Source organism: Dyadobacter endophyticus, assembly GCF_014641595.1.
GTDB lineage: Bacteria > Bacteroidota > Bacteroidia > Cytophagales > Spirosomataceae > Dyadobacter > Dyadobacter endophyticus.
Window position 1 is genome coordinate 1,342,341 of the sequence record NZ_BMIA01000001.1, and the last position, 15,272, is coordinate 1,357,612.

Genomic DNA, 15,272 nt, shown 5'->3' on the forward strand with positions numbered 1-15,272 from the left:
ACCTTATTTTAAAAGCACAGGCAAACTCTTATAACCTCGGAAAAAAATCTTGGAATCCCATTGAGGGGCTTTTGAAGGGTGCAAACGGATGTCGGGGAACGTGGCCATGAAGCGAGGAAGAAATTTTTGCAATTCGAACCTGGATAGCCGGGCGCCCAGGCAATGATGCATGCCAAAGCCGAAACCGATATGGGGATTAGGCTTCCGGGCAGGCATAAACGTGTCGGGGTTTTGAAATATGGCGGGGTCCCTGTTCGCAGAGGCCAGGCCCAGTAGCATTGTTTTGCCCTTTTGAAGTTGTAATCCTTCGAATTCCATATCGTTTGCGATCTGCCGCGGGATCCAGTTCACCGGGCTGACAAACCGGATCAGCTCTTCGACGGCGATGGCGCATTCGTTATGTGCATTCCAGTTGATCACCTTGTCGCGGTTCGCGATCAGCGCCGCAATGCTTTTGGTAAGCAGCAGGGTAGTGGTTTCCGTTGCCGCATTGACCAGAAATTCCCAGGTGCCGATCAGTTGCGGGGCCTTGCTACTGCCCATGATTTCCCTCATTTCAAGCAGTAGGCTCTTGGTTGCCTCGTTCTCGTGGCGCGTAAACGTGTCAGAAATGTAGCCATGAAAACGTTGCGACATCGACGCGCATTCCAGTAGCTCCGTGACCGACAGTGTTTTTTCAAAAATGAATGTGATCACGTAGGAAAACTTCTGGATGAAATCATAATCCGATTTTTCCAGATTGATAATTTTGCTGATGATCAGGAAGCTGAACTGCCGTGCCATTTCCACAAGATCCGTTTCTTCCTGTCCGTCCAATCCGGCAATGATCTCCTGTATCGCGTCGAGTGTAATCTTCTCGTAGTTGGCCTGGTAGAATTTCTGATTGACGAAACGCCGATGTTCCGCGTGTTTTTCACCATTCATGAAAAGCAACCAATACCTCAGGCTTTCGCCGAATTCCAGCAAGCCGGGGTCATTATTCGACAAGGCAGATACGATTTTGAATCGCTCGGTGAAATCAAAGTTCTTGAAGTTGTCCGAGTCGGACAGTATCTTTTTCACATTTGCATAATCCATTGCCACCAGATCACCGAACATATTGAAATGCAAAGGATCCGATTTGCGCACATCGGCGATCAGCTCAGAATAATTTTGATTGACATCGGATTTGGATGACCAGATCGACGTTGCAGACATGAGAGGGGTTTGCATAATTACGACGGAAATGGCCTGCTATACTTCCTGATTCTCTGCAATCCACTGGCTGGTAGCGGCGATGGTACGCATTTCCCAAAAAATAGAAGGGCTTAGTTCCATTCCGAGGTGTTCTTCCAGCTCGGTTGTAATGTTGACAAGGATGAGGGAGTCTAACCGAAAATGGACAATGTCTGCGTCAAGCGCCACTTCGGAAGGATCTATTCCGGCGTGTTTAGAAATATTGGCGGCGATCCAATCAGAAATTTCAGTAAAGGTCTTAGGCATGAAGGCGTTGGGTAGGGATACGAATTTAATTCGCGAATGTAGTATCAAAGTATGTTCAAAAAAAGGCCGGACGCCGATAATGTAACTTGAAGCAAATAAAATGTTAGTCTCCGGCAAAAAACCGGCGTCCGGTGGCATTAATGCCTTTCCATGGATGGAAAGGTTACTTTTTGGGTTCCCTGATTGCCTTGATCGGGAAATCTCCGTACTGGGACGACACGACGCCGGTAAGTGTGTCGCCTTTCTGTGCGAAGCTGTATTTAAAAACGCCCGCCTGGCTTTCGATTGTGAAGACCACTTTTTCCTGATCCACAGTTAGTTCTTTCATCTCCTGCTTTTCAGTGTCCCCGACGTATCCGACCGTTTTATTTTCCTTTTGTTCAAACGTGAAAAACCCAGACTCATACTCAGGCGGAACGTCGCTGATCAGGTATTTCCAGGTACCGATAATGTCCCCTTGCAAGACTGCGCTTTTCGCCGCAATCGAAACAAAGCCAATTGCGATAATTAATAGGAGATAGTACTTTCCTTTCATTTTAAATCAGAAGTTTAAAGTGTGAAACCCTCGATATGCGGTCTAAAATAAGCAGAAATCCGGGTTTTGTTCAAAAAAATTAGCGTAAAAGCTTATTAATGGGGATGCACGGGGGCATCCCCGCGTTTTCTATTCGGCCAGCGTGATTTCAAGAACCCCTAATTTTCCGTTTTCACCGTATTTTCTGGCCCCGTCGGAGTCGTTCAGACTGACCAGATTGTATTTCTTTTCTTGGAGCCTGATAGTCTCGTTTTGCTTCATCGCTACACCGTCGACAACCAGGTAATGTACTTTATCCAAAAAAGTGAATTTACCACTGCCGGCAAACTTATTTCTGTTGACATCCACTTTAACATGATCTCCCAAAAAATATAACTTACCGTCCTTCCCCGACCACAATAATTGAGATGCATAGAATGAGCCTGATGTCAAGTCGGCATTTTGTTTGACAACGAGCCCGACGCTTTCAGGTTTTGCTACCAGTTCATAGCCGACCGTTAGCGGATGGTTTTTAAATACAACCGGTAGATCTGTCGTCAAATTAGCCGTGTCCAAAGCCAGACTTGCCACTATTAACCCTCCCAAAGTGCTTAGATTTTTCATTGGTTCTGAATGTTTAGTTTTTTCAACTATGACGGGATTATCAGAAATGGTGGCAGCTTTTGAAGCAGAAAACAAAAGGCGGTCGGGGAGTCGGTCATGCGCTGAATCGGTTGTCGGGCGTTTTATAACGACAATATTTCGGCTATTGGCTTGGTCAGATACATTGGAACCGCCTGCCAGAAATACGGCGGTAGCTATGGTCATCAGTCCGGTCTTCATATATGCCCCGTACGAAATACCCGAAGGTTTAAAACCAGGAACCCCGGAGTTGGTATTGGCAATTGATAACCTCCTTTGAGGCCGGATGGCAAGGTTACGCAACTTTCCGGCAACCAGATGATCGACATGGCGGAACGGGTAGGAAAACATTAACCAGGCGAATGCTCTTTTCCGCTCCTTATCCTTTCTGAGTTTATCTTTGAGAAGCTCCCGGATCTTTTTCCGGGCACGCGCCAGATGGGATTTCGAGGTACCTTCGCTGATGCCGAGTCTCGTAGCGATTTGAGCGTGCGTAAAGTTATCGACAACATAAAGATTAAATACAAGCCTGTGATGTTCTGGTAATTGGCCTATCACCTCCAATAGCTCCGCTTCCGAAAAGCCGCGTTGGTCGTTGGCGGGGTTTTCTTCCTGAAGTTCATTGGCAATGGTATGGTAAGCATGAGCTTCCTCCCATTTTTCTTGCCTTTTTTGTTCCCTCAGGTATTGCAGGGCCACATTGACGACGATCCGCCTCAGCCACGCCTCGAAAGGGCCCTTGTTTTCAAAACTGGAAACTTTATCGATCGCAACCAGAAAAGCGTCATGCGCCAGGTCCTCGGCAGTTTGGCGGTTTTGCGTATACCGACAGCAAACACCGATCATTTTGGCAATATTCTGTCGGTAAGTCGTTTCCCAAAAACTGTCTGACATGTTGTACATGATTGAAATGTGCTTTCAATGATGCATTTTTCTCAAATGGTTGCAGTTAAGATAAACAATTTTAACCGGCCATATACTTTGCAGTACGCTTTCGGAGGAACCGGGGATGACTCGTCGCTCTGGTTTGAGCCGCCATTAAATTTACTTTTTAGACATTTGATGAAATTCATTCGGTGGCAGCATGACCCGCCCATGTGAATCCTTTGTCGGCTCAGAAATTGAATATAGCAAGAGTAATTCTGCTAGTGCGTTTCGGCTAAGCTTCTGCTGTCCCACGCAGGACTCCGAGCTTCCCGGGTCAATGAACGGGAAAATGAACCAGCACTTGTCTGATGCCCGGGATTTTTCGGGCAATCGCCACTTTCCCTCTGTCGCGCGAATGTTCGTCTTGATGGCCGCAACCAGTTCTTCATTTAAGCTTCCCTTCGCATAAATACTGTCGACGGTGCCCAAGCCATTTACCCGAAAATAGAAGAGCGATAGTTTTAAATAGCATCCGTGATCGCCGTAATCATACGCTGCATTTCGGCTAAGGTATCTGCTCAGCGATACATTTCCACCCCAGGCAGCAGCTTCGGCATTGAGGCCCATTTGAAAGGAAGGTTGCCAGGTTTGTGCGATACCAGGGCTCTTTACCAGAACTAAAAATAACAAAAGCCGGACCTTCGTCGCTTTGTGAATGAGATGGGTGATTTTATTCAACCGAATTACTTTCATGATAGTAATTTAGTAAGAATTTCACCTTTTGTTACTGCAAATCGACAACTAATAATCTTAAAGCAGTTTGGCTATGCGATGTATATATTTTTTTCCCTGATATTATCATAGGCTCGAATTTTCCTTGATTGATCCCCAAAGACGGATTGTGCCGAAGGATTTGCGAGGATCAGAGCTCAATCAGAGCCTGTTGGCTTTTCAAATTCCTGGTCTAGTTCTTCGAGGGTGCCGCAGACAAAATATTTGCGTCCGTCTTTTAACATAATCAGGCTGAACCTGAAATCGGCGTCGGGGACAATCTCCTGGACTTCGTTGCGGTTAATGCGGACTGTCTCAGCCTCATCCTCTTTCAATTGGAATACACTCATTGGCATTGTCATGTTCATTTTGGTTAGGAAACGATCTGTATTAAAACCCGTGCCACTGTGGTGCCAATTCCGTTGTTGCGTTTGTGTTGGCCTCCGATTCCACTCAGGGCGACATCGAGCAACCTTAACCCAACTTTTATGAAATCGAAAACATTACTACCGGCAATATGCGCCGGGTTACTGGCCGCTCACATGACTTTCGCGTCCGGAATCGAGCCTGGAAATGCAGGCATCGCGGCAGACAGCATTGTTACGCCAAAGATTTTCATCAACACCGGCTTCGAAAATGCGTCGCCGATGAACTGGAGTATCGATTCGGCCGGCAGGGTAATAGGCGCTATGGTTTATGACCACGAACGTTTTTCGCCGAACCGCGCGGTGAACCACTATCATTTCAGGGTAGAGGCAGCAGAGGGAACGGAAGTGACATTGATCCTCGAAAACTTTGATAACATATGGAACGGCCGGCTGGCCAGCGATCTTTCGGAAAAGTCGCGGTATGTGGTTTCTTTTGATAATAAAAAATGGGAGAGCCATCCGGTAATCCCGCTGCCGGGACGTCGCGTGTTTATCAAATTCAAAATGGAAGCGCCTTTCGCGTACATCGCCAGCGTGGAGCCTTACCGGATCAGCGATCTGGATAGAATGCTGGCGAAGGTGAAGCAAAGCAAGAATGCTAGTGTGACTACCATCGGTAAAACTTCGGAAGGCCGCTCTCTGGAAATCGTCCGGATAGGTAACGAAAACGCGCCGAAGCGGCTTTTCCTGCGCGCGCGCGCCCATGCATTCGAGGCGGGTGGGAACTGGACGGTCGAGGGGCTGGTGCAGAAACTGCTCAGCAACGACCAGGAGGCCAAACGTTACCTGAAAACCTATTGCGTGTATATTCTGCCCATGGCCAACAAAGACGGCGTAGCACGTGGCAAGACGCGTTTCAACGCGAATGGCTACGACCTGAACCGCAAGTGGGATAAGCCTGCTGATTCGCTTGTCGCCCCCGAGAACTATTACCTGGAACAATGGCTGCACCGGATGATCAAGGCCAATAAGAGGCCTGATCTGGCCCTCGACATCCACAACGACGCCGGTGGCTACCTGCATGTGAGCCGGCCGGATGGCGACATCAGTGCCTACCTGTCGAGCATGGAAAAGCTGGAAATGCTTTTGCGGAAACACACCTGGTTCACCGCAGGCTCCACCAAACCGACTTTCCGCAATCCGGGCACACTGGGAGAAGGCTTTATGGAACGCTTCGGCATCCATGCCGCCGTGTATGAGCTGAATTACGAATGGATTGCCGGATTAAATAAAGCGCCGCTGGCAGAGGATTGGATTTCGCTTGGGAAAAACCTGGGGGAGGTTTTCTATAATTATTTCAATGAGGGAAGGTAGCGCTGTTTGAGATAGGGGCATTGCCCGGGGAGTGCTTCGGCGGCGTTTCCCGGGCAATAGTCTTTGAAATGGGCCTCCTGCCGGCGTTATTCACGAAAAGGCGGAATGTAGGACTTGTCCTGGGTTGTCTTGTAATTCAATGCGGCAGTTGTACCTCCGGTCACGTCGATCACCGTTCCGGTAATTAAAGCTGCAAGGTCGCTGGCTGCAAATACGGCAACGTTCGCGATATCATTCATACCGGGGAGCCTTTTCAACATCGTGTCATTTGCAAGGCTGCCCAATACCTGTTCGGCCACCTGTTTATCCAGGCTTGCAAGCGCATCCACAAATACACGCGAATCGGGGGAGCCTCCTGAGCGGATCGTCACTGCACGAACGCCGTGGGGACCGAGTTCGGAGGCCAGAGTCGTTGTAAAACTTTCGATCGCACAGCATGCAGTGCCAAATCCACCCGTGCCCGGATAGCCGATTCCACCGGGAGTGGCTGTTAAAGAAAGGATTACGCCACTTTTTTGGGCGCTCATAATCCTTCCGGCGGCGGTGCTGGTAATGAAATGAGACTGCATGGCTATTTGTATCGGCCGGATAAAATCCTCCAATTTCATCTCAATGAGCGGAATGTCCTGCGTGTCTTTCAGTGCTATTGCATTAAAAGAGATATCGACAGAGCCGGTGCGCCTGGAAATCGACGAAAGGTGATCGCTGACGGCTTGCTGGTCCAGGGCATCCACCTGATCCACCTGAGCGCTACCGCCGGCTTTCCGGATAGCCTCGGCGGTCGCCTCCACGGGTTGCAGACGAATGCCGGAGAGAAAAACATTGGCACCGGCAACCGAAAATGCTTTGGCCACAGCGGCCCCAAGAGAGCCTCCGGCCCCATAAATTACAGCAGTCTTATTTGTTAGCAGCATGGCAGTAATACATTTGTGACAATGCAAACTTACCGTGTTATGATCAATGATATAGGGGGTGCAGCCGACATTGTGGAGGGGCAACCAGGCCAAACAGGAAATGGGGGTAATCCGAAATAGAAACCAAACGCGAAGATTTGAAAGCGGTTATCAACGAGTGGATTGAGTTAATCGAAAAGAATTGAAGTGTCGTAGCGCTCGAACTTTATCGGCGATTTTTCTCCGATCCTCATAATCGTTCGATGATTGATCTCTCAGCTGTACTTTTTAAATGCTGGCCTACCAGCTCCTGTGCAGCTAGTAGGGCCATCGCCGACGGAATGTGCAGCACCCTTTCGTGACGGCCGGCGAGTCCCTCTAAGTTCCTGATCAAAACGTTCATCGATGACACCGTAGAAACCTAGCTTTATCCCGGCAATGGAAGCCTGGTCTTGCGGCTCTGTCAGCAGTTTACGGGCTGCCAGGAAATGTGCTTTATCAATACTGCTCGGGAAGGGGTGAATGTTGTGGTGGCGTGCTTTCTTGGCTTCGCACAGGCTTGCCCCGCCTGTGAAAACGATGTCGGCCATTTCGAGAAGCCGCTGCTCATATTGCCTGATCCGGGGAGGCGCGAAGTTAAATGCGGATAATTCGTCCATACAGTCATACACTATCATCGCGGGTGTAAACGGTTCCGAAAACTGTAAGGCCATTGGCGTGTAATACCAAAAGATAAAATTGCTGCAATCGCGTTGTTCGAAGAATGCATCAAGGATTTTCCTGACCATCGCCAGGGTATCTTCCGGAGTACTGCCGACTGGCAAATGCGGCACGCATACCCACAGCCCCCCGTGTTTTTCCTCCATTTGGAGATACGGTTCATCAGAACAGTCGAAGAGTGGTTCTTCGAGAAAATAAACATTGGTTATTCCGGCAAATCGGGTCATCAGATGCTGCGGACGCTGGAAAACGAAGTCCCATCTTAGGTGGGAAAAGCAAAGTAGGTCTTTTTGTAAACTGATGGTCATGTTGTTGATGTGGTTCAAATGAAAGGATCGAGTCGATCAGTAATAATTATGCCAGCAATTTTTCTGTTGGCACAGGTTATTACTTGTGGGCGGATTTGGCAGTCAACAAAACCAAAATCTCCCGACACTGACATCTGTCCCCGGTAATGTGCTCGTCCAGACATTGACCGTTCCCTACTGCTATCCAGAACCGATAGGAGAGCGCCGGGCCAAACAATAAGGAACTGCTACTTTGGAAGCAATTTGTCCTGTTTCAGGATTTTTTCATCGTTTTTGCTGACATCCTTCATCATGGTAAAGTGGTCACCGATTTTCCCGTCCGAGCAAATCCATTTCAGGTCCAGTCTGTTGCCTTCTACTTCCAGCATGACGGCGCCGCCCACTTCATTGTTGGAATAGTACATCGCATTGTGCGGATAGTTTTCCTTATGTCCCCCCAGTGCGCCGGCAGATCCGCTCACGACGTACACAGTGCCGTTGGTGTTGGTTTTGCTTTTCAAATACGGCGCGGAGTTCTTGCTGCCATCGTACAAGGCCGTCGATGTGCTGAGCTCATGTTTTTTGGAATCAAAATCAGCCTCTTTTCCATAATATCCCTTGATCAGCTTCGTGCGTTCATATACGTGGCTGTGTCCGCAAAGAATAAGATCTACACCTTCGTCTTCAAGTATTTTTATGAAATTCTCCCGGATTTTCACCAGCAGTGATTCTTTGTCCGAGTCGTGCGAACCCATTGTGTAGGGAGGGTGGTGCCAGTACGCCACTATCCATTTTTTGTTCTTATTGGCTGCCAGGTCTTTTCTGACCCATTCGGCCTGTTCGCCTAATTGATCGAAAATGTGAGTCTTCTTTTTATCGGGGCCATAGGAATCCAGGGCAAGAAAGTGGACGTTACCGAGATCGTAAGAATAGTATGATTCCGTGTTGGAGGCCACGCCGCCCGCTTCGCCGTTAGTCGGGAGTGAGAAGTTCTGGTAGTAGGCAATTTTGTTTTGGTCGTTGGCCGGTGAGGAATTAAAATCATGGTAATCATGATTTCCGGGCACGGGATACAGCGGATATTTTTTCAGCAGGTTGTCTTTGTAGAGGTTAAAAAACTTTGCCTGATATTCAGCATCGGTTCCGTCCGAATACGCATTGTCACCCATTAAAATCCACGCATTCAGGTATTTGTCGCCGAGGTAATTGATAACCTGGTCCCTGACCGCCCGCTGGTTGATGGAGTTATTTCCGCAATCTCCGAAACCTGCAATGCGTATCGGCTGTTCACTTCCCGTTTCAGGGAAGGTATAAAAGTAGTTGTCCTCATCGCCCTGCAAGGTGGTGTCGGCGAGGTTGCCCACGGTATAATAGTACCTTGTGGATGGTTGCAGGCCTTTTAAAGTTATAACATGCTCATTTACCAGCGTAGAATCGTCGGTTTGCATGTTCAGATTATCGCTGGTCAGGCCGTACTTTACCCGGCTGCGGTCGTACACGTTGGTTCTCCAACGCACCGTCATACTGGTCGGTGTCGCCATTTGGAGGTAAGGCCCCCTGAGCAGGTCGGCCTGGATGCCCATCGCAGGCCCCTTTTTCTTAGGTGCCGGTTTGTTGGCGGTTTGGGTTTCCTGGGCAATGGATAGCAATGGAAGGAATAAAGTGAAAAGTAGAATTACAACTGTTTTCATGTTTGATTAATTTGAAAGAGAATGGTATTCAGGGTTGGAATCGGTCAGAGATTCGAGGAACAGAACAATATCCTGGCTCTCTTTTTCGGATAAGTTCAATGGTTGGGCAGATAATGTTTGTTCTTCCACCGGCAGCGCTAGCCCCCTGCCGCCGCCTTTGTTGTAAAACTCGACCACAGTTGCCAAAGATTTGAAGGCACCGTTGTGCATATATGGGGCTGTTTTCGCTGCATTTCGTACCGTTGGGGTTTTGAAGGCTCCCTTATAATACGGTATTTTGTAGAGATCGTACCGTCCTAAATCCGGATCGAGTACAGGGTTGATGAAATCATCGGTGGTTGTAACGCCCAAAATCTCAACTTCCGACAAGTTGAAGAGGGGAGGAAGCAGGGAGTTGAAAAACGGAGGAAAATGGCAGGTACCACACTGCGCTTTGCCCATGAAAAGATTAAAGCCATTTATCTGCCGGTCCGTCAATGCAGTTTGCAGGCCATCAATATACTGGTCGAAAGGCGAATCCATCGGGCTCAGCCGATTAACGAAAGCCCCCAGCGCCGCTGACACTGCCTCAATACCCAGATCTTGCACATTCCTGCCGGGGAACGAAGCGTTGAAGAGCGCTTTGTATTCCTTTTTTTGCAGCACATTCTTACGCAGTGATTCTTTACTTCCATTCATTTCCAATGGATTGAATACGACAGTGTGGATTTGAGCGCCGAGATTCGCAGCTCGCCCCTCCCAAAATTGCGTGTGCTGCCGGCCTGCATATAAAAGGGTGGGGGTATTCCTTTTGAGAACCGAATCGCGGACCAGTGAAGCACTTTTTTTCTGTAAATCGGCAAAGTAGTTCCGGGGTTGGTGGCAGGTGGCGCAGCTCGTTGAGTTATTTCCCGAAAGCGACTTGTCGAAGAACAACCTCCTGCCCAAATCCGCCAGTGCCTTATTCTGCATTGAATCCGTTCCATTAGCGCCCCAGCTTTTCAGTGCATCCCTGCTGTAAATATGCGGTGCCTGATAGTTCAGATATTGTGTAGTATTGGTGGTTAAGCCCAGCCCGGCAATGAATTCGTTCAATTCTTGCTGCATGGGTAATGCAAACCGGGTGAGATATTCCATTCTGTTGAATGAATCAAAGTCCTGGTGGGCGTCGAGGTAGTGAATGGATGTGATCAGTAAAGAATCAAGTCGTTTGCTTTGTTGCGTATTAGCCTTGAAATAAACTTCGAGGACAGTCTGCAATGCTTCCGTGGCGTCGCTGGTCTCTGCAATACCGGTTTTGAGCAATGGCGCATCGTAACCTGAAATGTACAATGCAGCTATTCGGATCAACTCCAACCGAACGCTTTCCAGAATGCGGGCGTCATCGATTTCAAGGCTGTAAAGCAATGAACGGATATCGCGGGCCGAAGTAAGCATTGCCTCGGACTGTACCAGCAGCGAACTTTTGTTAGCCGGTAGATCCTCGCCAAAAAGCAGCGTTTCGATCTGCTGCAAACCCATTGGCTCTACCAGTTCCAACGTCGGCTCCTCCACTTCGAATTTTGGGGCAGCATTGTAGAATCGTGTTTCACTGTGAAAAAAATAGGCGGTGAAAAAGGAGATCCGCTTGTAGCTGCGCCTGCACGCGACCAACGCATGACGCGCCCGGGCGACCGTCGCAGGCTCGGCACTCAGCCCTTCGATAGCCGAGTACAATTTTTCATTAGCCTCCACAAAATCATTAACCCCCTGCCTGAAAAATGCCAGCGTATGGGTAACTCCGTTGGATGAATCGACTGAAATACGCAGGGTCGAGGCAGAGAAGACAAGGCTGATTATCGCGAGGGTCAGGACTAATGATCTATTCATGAGTAAATGATGAGGTAAGCAGCGGCGCGGCCACGAGGCTGTCACCCCTGTTTCAAAACGCACATCTCCTTTTGCACCGGCACCCAAAAATAGTGATCAATCGGACGTGTTATCATAAAAAAAACGGACAGCGACGTTTTTTACTTGCTCCGAGGTTAACCTGGTGCAAGGTGTTTCGGTGGTCAAAAACAATGGGTATGCAGCTTGTCTTAAATCCCCCCTGTATTTGTTCAGAATGGCTTCACAACATGGTACTGCGTTGCGCTATTTTTGTGCCGGTTCGAAGTATATTCATTAAATACTAATGGTATGAGAAAGGTAATAGCAGCAATCAATATGACACTTGACGGGGTTTGCGATCATACGTCTGTCAATCCGGATGAGGAAATCCACGAGCATTACCGTGAACTGCTGAAAAGCGGGGACGTTGCCTTGTACGGAAGGATAACCTATCAGCTGATGGAATATTGGAAAAACGTTGTTGAAAATCCGACCGGCGACAAGGCAATGGATGACTTTGCAATAGCCATAGACCGCATTCCAAAAGTCGTCTTTTCCCGCACGCTGACAAATGTCGATTGGGAAAGTGCAAGGGTTGCAACGAGGGACCTGAAAGAAGAAGTGCTGGCGCTCAAAGAAAAACCCGGCCATGATATTTTAGTGGGCAGCCGGAGTTTGATCATCGCATTAATAAATCTTGGCCTTCTCGATGAGTTCCAGCTAATGGTTCATCCCGTCATCGCCGGGCACGGTTTACTATTGTTCGACAAGATCAATGAGAGGACGCTTTTAAAGCTCATGAAGACGAAAACCTTCGATTCCGGCGCGGTATTACATTATTATGAAGTTGGAAAGAAACAGTGAAACCGATATCTCCCGAATTGAAAACAACGCTGGTCATATCAGACTTTCGACTTTGATAAATTTGAAACTGAGCGTGACGGTGGGAGATCGCGCAAGACTTGACGAAACGGATTCGCAAAGAGCGGATTGCGCAATTTGTGGGAAATCGATAAGAGACCAAACAAGGGAAGATGGATTGCTCCGTCTTCCCTTGTTTTACCGATGTTACTAACGTTTCGGATAGGCTTTCGATACGGCGGCTACATCTTAGTACGTGTGAGTGAAATACTCGTTTTCCACGCTTCCGTCTTCGTATAATTTCAGGATGGCATATCCCGGAGGTGTTTCCTGGTAGTAAGTCGGTCGGGCAGATTTTGCGTCGCCTTTGCCCCACCAAAAACCGCTCATGGCGCCGTTGCAATAATATTCGACACCGTTGTACCAGGCCCTGTCAAGCAAATGCTGATGACCGCTCAGACATACTTTCACTTTATCCTTGTGTTGATAAAACAGCTGCCTCAACGCCACGTGGTCCTTGTGCTGGCCACCTTCCCAGGAACCGGTGACGGTCAGGATAGGGTAATGCGACATGAGTAGCACATAGGTACCCGACGGGGTATTTTCTAATTCTTTTTTCAGCCATTCCATTTGTTCCTGGTCTAGGGAAATGCCCTTGTTATTTCCATCGAGGATGATGAAATGCCAGTTTTCTTTGGTAAAACTGTAATACCGGTTCGGCATTCCCGCCCGCTCCACCACGTACGGAACCCCGTACATTTTATCGTCTTTTGACGGGGCCGCCCACCAGGTATCATGGTTGCCGACGCAACTATGGACCTCATAACCTTTAAGCTGTTCCACGCAATCGTCCCATGCCTTCCACTGCTCCAATACCCGCTCTTTGGTGATATCGTTGTAATCCGCGGCATGTATCATGTCACCTCCGTTCAGGAAAAAGTCAACTTTCTTGCTTTTGATCTCTTCAAGGCACTTTTTGAATCGTTGCGGAATATTTTCTTCCGGCCGGATATGCACGTCCGTGATATGTGCGACGGTTAACGCCGGCTTTTTCCGCGCATTTGGCTTCTTTTCACCATTGGAAAGTTGGTCTCCCGCTGCGATGGCAGAAATGCCAAAAGGTATATTACTTAAAAAATTTCGCCTCTTCATTTTCATTCCCATCCTGTGGACTGTTTTAAGTTTTTATTAAGAATCGTTTGCTCTAGGGGAATCGGAAAGTAATAGTATTTCGATTCGATGAAGTTTCTTGGTTGCTGCTTGTCCCGACCAAACATGATGTGGCCGGAAGTAGCCTGAGAGAGATAGAAGCTACCGTCCGAAAGGTAGTATTTGACAATTTTAGCCCTCACATCGGCAGGCAGTCCCGCCAGGGGAGCTTCTTCCCCGACTGCTTTAAGGATGGCAATGTCTTCGACGCCGTCGCCGGTGACGTCCAGAGCTCCGAGCGAGGGCACATAAATACCCCGGGAGTCCTGGCCAAGCAGCGCGCCGCTCTTCCAGCGATAAAGATCATCGAAACGCAGTCCTTCACAGGCCATTTCGGTCCGCCGCTCGCGACGTATTTCCAGTATCACCCCTTTGCCTGCGCCCATTACCCCGGGGTAGCGGCCGGCCAAATAGGGATCGGGAGATGTATTTGCCGCTGATAGATTTAGGTCAGGCATCTTGACACGACGTCTCAGAAGATTGATTGTCTTGTCCAGATCACTTTGTGTAATGGTGCCCAGCTCTGCCTTTGCCTCTGCATTAACCAATAGTACTTCGGCATAACGAAAAATGGGTAAATCCGTATAGTTCAAACCCCAGCCTCCTCTTAACGCCGGGTCGCGGGGATAGAATTTGAGTTGAAGATAACCTCCGAAACTAGGCTTGATCACATAAGGCGTGTTGGTAGTCGGCACGTTGGAGAATCCGGGGGGCATGATCGTTTCTGCCATCCGCGGATCGCGGTTTCGGAAAACTTCTGTGAACGTTTTTTTGTCGTATCCAGCCTGTGAAGTAAATGCTGTGCCGTCGCTCATCAGAAATTCATTGGCTAGACTTCCGCTTAGCGCCCATTGCCAATCCAGCACCACGTGGGTGTTGTTGGCAACGCCTTCCTCCTTGCTGTTTTTCTGAAAAAATATGACCTCTTTATTTGCTGACAGGTTATTGCTTGAAAACAAAGTACGAAAGTCAACAGCGCCATTTCCGGTGTTATGAATCTCAAAGCCACCCTCATCCATGATTTTCTGAGAAGCGGTTACGGCCCTTTCGAGAAAGCGGGATGCAGTGCCTTTTAAACCCAGCTCGTCGTGATAAGCCCTGTAAGTACCTTCATGCAGGGCTACTCTCGACAGGAGTGCAAGCGCTGCCCACCGGGTAATCATCGTCTTATTGGTACGTGCTGGTAAAACATTGGCGGCTGCAAATTCAAGGTCATTCATGAGAGAGTCGACAACCACAACCCTAGGGTCCTTTGCCTTGTAGAGCATTTCCTCGTCGTCGGTTCCCATTACGTGCGAGTACCAGGGTACATCGCCGTAGCGTTTCACCATCCGGTAGTAGAATAGCGCCCGGAAAAAGCGGGCAACGCCTATGTAGTGGTTGATCACCGAGGCGTCCCCGGTGGTCTTTGAGGTGTTGTCGAGCATGTAATTGATACGGCGTAGCTCGCCCCAAGTGTTCCAGCCGCCGACGTTTCCAGGCGTAATGCCGCCGCGTATAAGGTTGTCCGTTTCATTTCCACCCGTATTGATGGAGATATTATCGGAATACAGGTCCTCCCAGCTGGCGCCCAAATTTCCATAAAAGCCGTTGGTGTAGGTTTCAAGGTCGGCGGGGGTATTGAAGAAATCTTCTTTGGTAATAGCCGTTTGCGGGTTTCTCTGAAGAAAATCATCGTCACAGGACGGCAACAGGAAAACGCCCGTTAAGATTATGGCATATTGGATTACTTTCATTTCAGTAAG

At 48.6% G+C, this 15,272-nt stretch carries 14 protein-coding genes; 2 read left to right on the forward strand and 12 right to left on the reverse strand.

Annotation, left to right across the window (positions count from 1 at the left end):
* Positions 1 to 3: 3 nt before the first annotated feature.
* From IEY24_RS05460 to IEY24_RS05485, 6 genes are all read right to left on the reverse strand, one after another.
* The gene (locus IEY24_RS05460; RefSeq protein ID WP_229221416.1) at positions 4 to 1,197 is read right to left on the reverse strand and encodes a cytochrome P450; all 1,194 of its coding nucleotides are present in this window, start codon (positions 1,195 to 1,197) and stop codon (positions 4 to 6) included.
* A 36-nt stretch (positions 1,198 to 1,233) separates the two neighbouring features.
* Positions 1,234 to 1,482, reverse strand: a complete 249-nt coding sequence (locus tag IEY24_RS05465) for an acyl carrier protein (RefSeq protein WP_188929448.1) — start codon at positions 1,480 to 1,482, stop codon at positions 1,234 to 1,236.
* Between the two features lie 163 nt (positions 1,483 to 1,645).
* Positions 1,646 to 2,017, reverse strand: a complete 372-nt coding sequence (locus IEY24_RS05470) for a hypothetical protein (protein ID WP_188929450.1) — start codon at positions 2,015 to 2,017, stop codon at positions 1,646 to 1,648.
* A gap of 129 nt (positions 2,018 to 2,146) precedes the next feature.
* A complete protein-coding gene (locus tag IEY24_RS05475) occupies positions 2,147 to 3,532 on the reverse strand; it encodes an RNA polymerase sigma factor (protein WP_188929452.1) in 1,386 nt (461 codons plus the stop codon).
* Positions 3,533 to 3,682: 150 nt separating this feature from the next.
* The gene (locus tag IEY24_RS05480; RefSeq protein ID WP_188929454.1) at positions 3,683 to 4,258 is read right to left on the reverse strand and encodes a hypothetical protein; all 576 of its coding nucleotides are present in this window, start codon (positions 4,256 to 4,258) and stop codon (positions 3,683 to 3,685) included.
* A gap of 176 nt (positions 4,259 to 4,434) precedes the next feature.
* A complete protein-coding gene (locus tag IEY24_RS05485) occupies positions 4,435 to 4,626 on the reverse strand; it encodes a hypothetical protein (protein WP_229221419.1) in 192 nt (63 codons plus the stop codon).
* Positions 4,627 to 4,764: 138 nt separating this feature from the next.
* Between IEY24_RS05485 and IEY24_RS05490 the strand changes: the two genes are divergently transcribed.
* Positions 4,765 to 6,018 carry a M14 family zinc carboxypeptidase gene (locus IEY24_RS05490; protein ID WP_229221429.1) on the forward strand — a complete coding sequence of 418 codons (1,254 nt, stop codon included), beginning with the start codon at positions 4,765 to 4,767 and terminating at the stop codon, positions 6,016 to 6,018.
* Positions 6,019 to 6,104: 86 nt separating this feature from the next.
* On the opposite strand, the gene IEY24_RS05495 is transcribed toward IEY24_RS05490, so the two are convergent.
* The 4 genes from IEY24_RS05495 to IEY24_RS05510 all read right to left on the reverse strand — a co-directional run bounded on the left by IEY24_RS05495 (position 6,105) and on the right by IEY24_RS05510 (position 11,457).
* Complete coding sequence (locus IEY24_RS05495) at positions 6,105 to 6,932, reverse strand: SDR family NAD(P)-dependent oxidoreductase (protein ID WP_188929458.1); 828 nt, start codon at positions 6,930 to 6,932, stop codon at positions 6,105 to 6,107.
* A 254-nt stretch (positions 6,933 to 7,186) separates the two neighbouring features.
* Complete coding sequence (locus IEY24_RS05500; RefSeq protein ID WP_188929461.1) at positions 7,187 to 7,777, reverse strand: glycosyltransferase family protein; 591 nt, start codon at positions 7,775 to 7,777, stop codon at positions 7,187 to 7,189.
* Positions 7,778 to 8,166: 389 nt separating this feature from the next.
* Entirely contained in the window at positions 8,167 to 9,609 is a 1,443-nt protein-coding gene (locus IEY24_RS05505) for a purple acid phosphatase family protein (protein WP_229221431.1), read from the reverse strand.
* Positions 9,610 to 9,615: 6 nt separating this feature from the next.
* Positions 9,616 to 11,457, reverse strand: a complete 1,842-nt coding sequence (locus IEY24_RS05510) for a cytochrome-c peroxidase (RefSeq protein WP_188929463.1) — start codon at positions 11,455 to 11,457, stop codon at positions 9,616 to 9,618.
* A 309-nt stretch (positions 11,458 to 11,766) separates the two neighbouring features.
* Here IEY24_RS05510 and IEY24_RS05515 point away from each other — a divergent pair, with 309 nt between their 5' ends.
* On the forward strand, positions 11,767 to 12,321 hold the full coding sequence (locus tag IEY24_RS05515) for a dihydrofolate reductase family protein (RefSeq protein ID WP_188929465.1): 555 nt from the start codon (positions 11,767 to 11,769) through the stop codon (positions 12,319 to 12,321).
* Positions 12,322 to 12,567: 246 nt separating this feature from the next.
* Here IEY24_RS05515 and IEY24_RS05520 read toward each other — a convergent pair whose 3' ends face one another.
* Both IEY24_RS05520 and IEY24_RS05525 read right to left on the reverse strand, forming a co-directional pair.
* Positions 12,568 to 13,482 (reverse strand): metallophosphoesterase family protein, encoded by a 915-nt coding sequence (locus IEY24_RS05520; RefSeq protein WP_229221446.1) that lies wholly within the window; start codon positions 13,480 to 13,482, stop codon positions 12,568 to 12,570.
* Positions 13,473 to 15,263: a RagB/SusD family nutrient uptake outer membrane protein gene (locus IEY24_RS05525; RefSeq protein WP_188929469.1), complete on the reverse strand. Its 1,791-nt coding sequence runs from the start codon at positions 15,261 to 15,263 to the stop codon at positions 13,473 to 13,475. The genes IEY24_RS05520 and IEY24_RS05525 overlap by 10 nt, the downstream gene beginning before the upstream one ends.
* Positions 15,264 to 15,272 lie beyond the last annotated feature (9 nt).

Coding starts and splice junctions, on each gene's coding strand:
- IEY24_RS05485 (WP_229221419.1), bottom strand. CDS start 4,626: ATGAGTGTATTCCAATTGAAAGAGGATGAGGCTGAGACAGTCCGCATT.
- IEY24_RS05520 (WP_229221446.1), bottom strand. CDS start 13,482: ATGGGAATGAAAATGAAGAGGCGAAATTTTTTAAGTAATATACCTTTT.
- IEY24_RS05470 (WP_188929450.1), bottom strand. CDS start 2,017: ATGAAAGGAAAGTACTATCTCCTATTAATTATCGCAATTGGCTTTGTT.
- IEY24_RS05525 (WP_188929469.1), bottom strand. CDS start 15,263: ATGAAAGTAATCCAATATGCCATAATCTTAACGGGCGTTTTCCTGTTG.
- IEY24_RS05515 (WP_188929465.1), top strand. CDS start 11,767: ATGAGAAAGGTAATAGCAGCAATCAATATGACACTTGACGGGGTTTGC.
- IEY24_RS05505 (WP_229221431.1), bottom strand. CDS start 9,609: ATGAAAACAGTTGTAATTCTACTTTTCACTTTATTCCTTCCATTGCTA.
- IEY24_RS05500 (WP_188929461.1), bottom strand. CDS start 7,777: ATGGAGGAAAAACACGGGGGGCTGTGGGTATGCGTGCCGCATTTGCCA.
- IEY24_RS05460 (WP_229221416.1), bottom strand. CDS start 1,197: ATGTCTGCAACGTCGATCTGGTCATCCAAATCCGATGTCAATCAAAAT.
- IEY24_RS05490 (WP_229221429.1), top strand. CDS start 4,765: ATGAAATCGAAAACATTACTACCGGCAATATGCGCCGGGTTACTGGCC.
- IEY24_RS05480 (WP_188929454.1), bottom strand. CDS start 4,258: ATGAAAGTAATTCGGTTGAATAAAATCACCCATCTCATTCACAAAGCG.
- IEY24_RS05510 (WP_188929463.1), bottom strand. CDS start 11,457: ATGAATAGATCATTAGTCCTGACCCTCGCGATAATCAGCCTTGTCTTC.
- IEY24_RS05495 (WP_188929458.1), bottom strand. CDS start 6,932: ATGCTGCTAACAAATAAGACTGCTGTAATTTATGGGGCCGGAGGCTCT.
- IEY24_RS05465 (WP_188929448.1), bottom strand. CDS start 1,482: ATGCCTAAGACCTTTACTGAAATTTCTGATTGGATCGCCGCCAATATT.
- IEY24_RS05475 (WP_188929452.1), bottom strand. CDS start 3,532: ATGTCAGACAGTTTTTGGGAAACGACTTACCGACAGAATATTGCCAAA.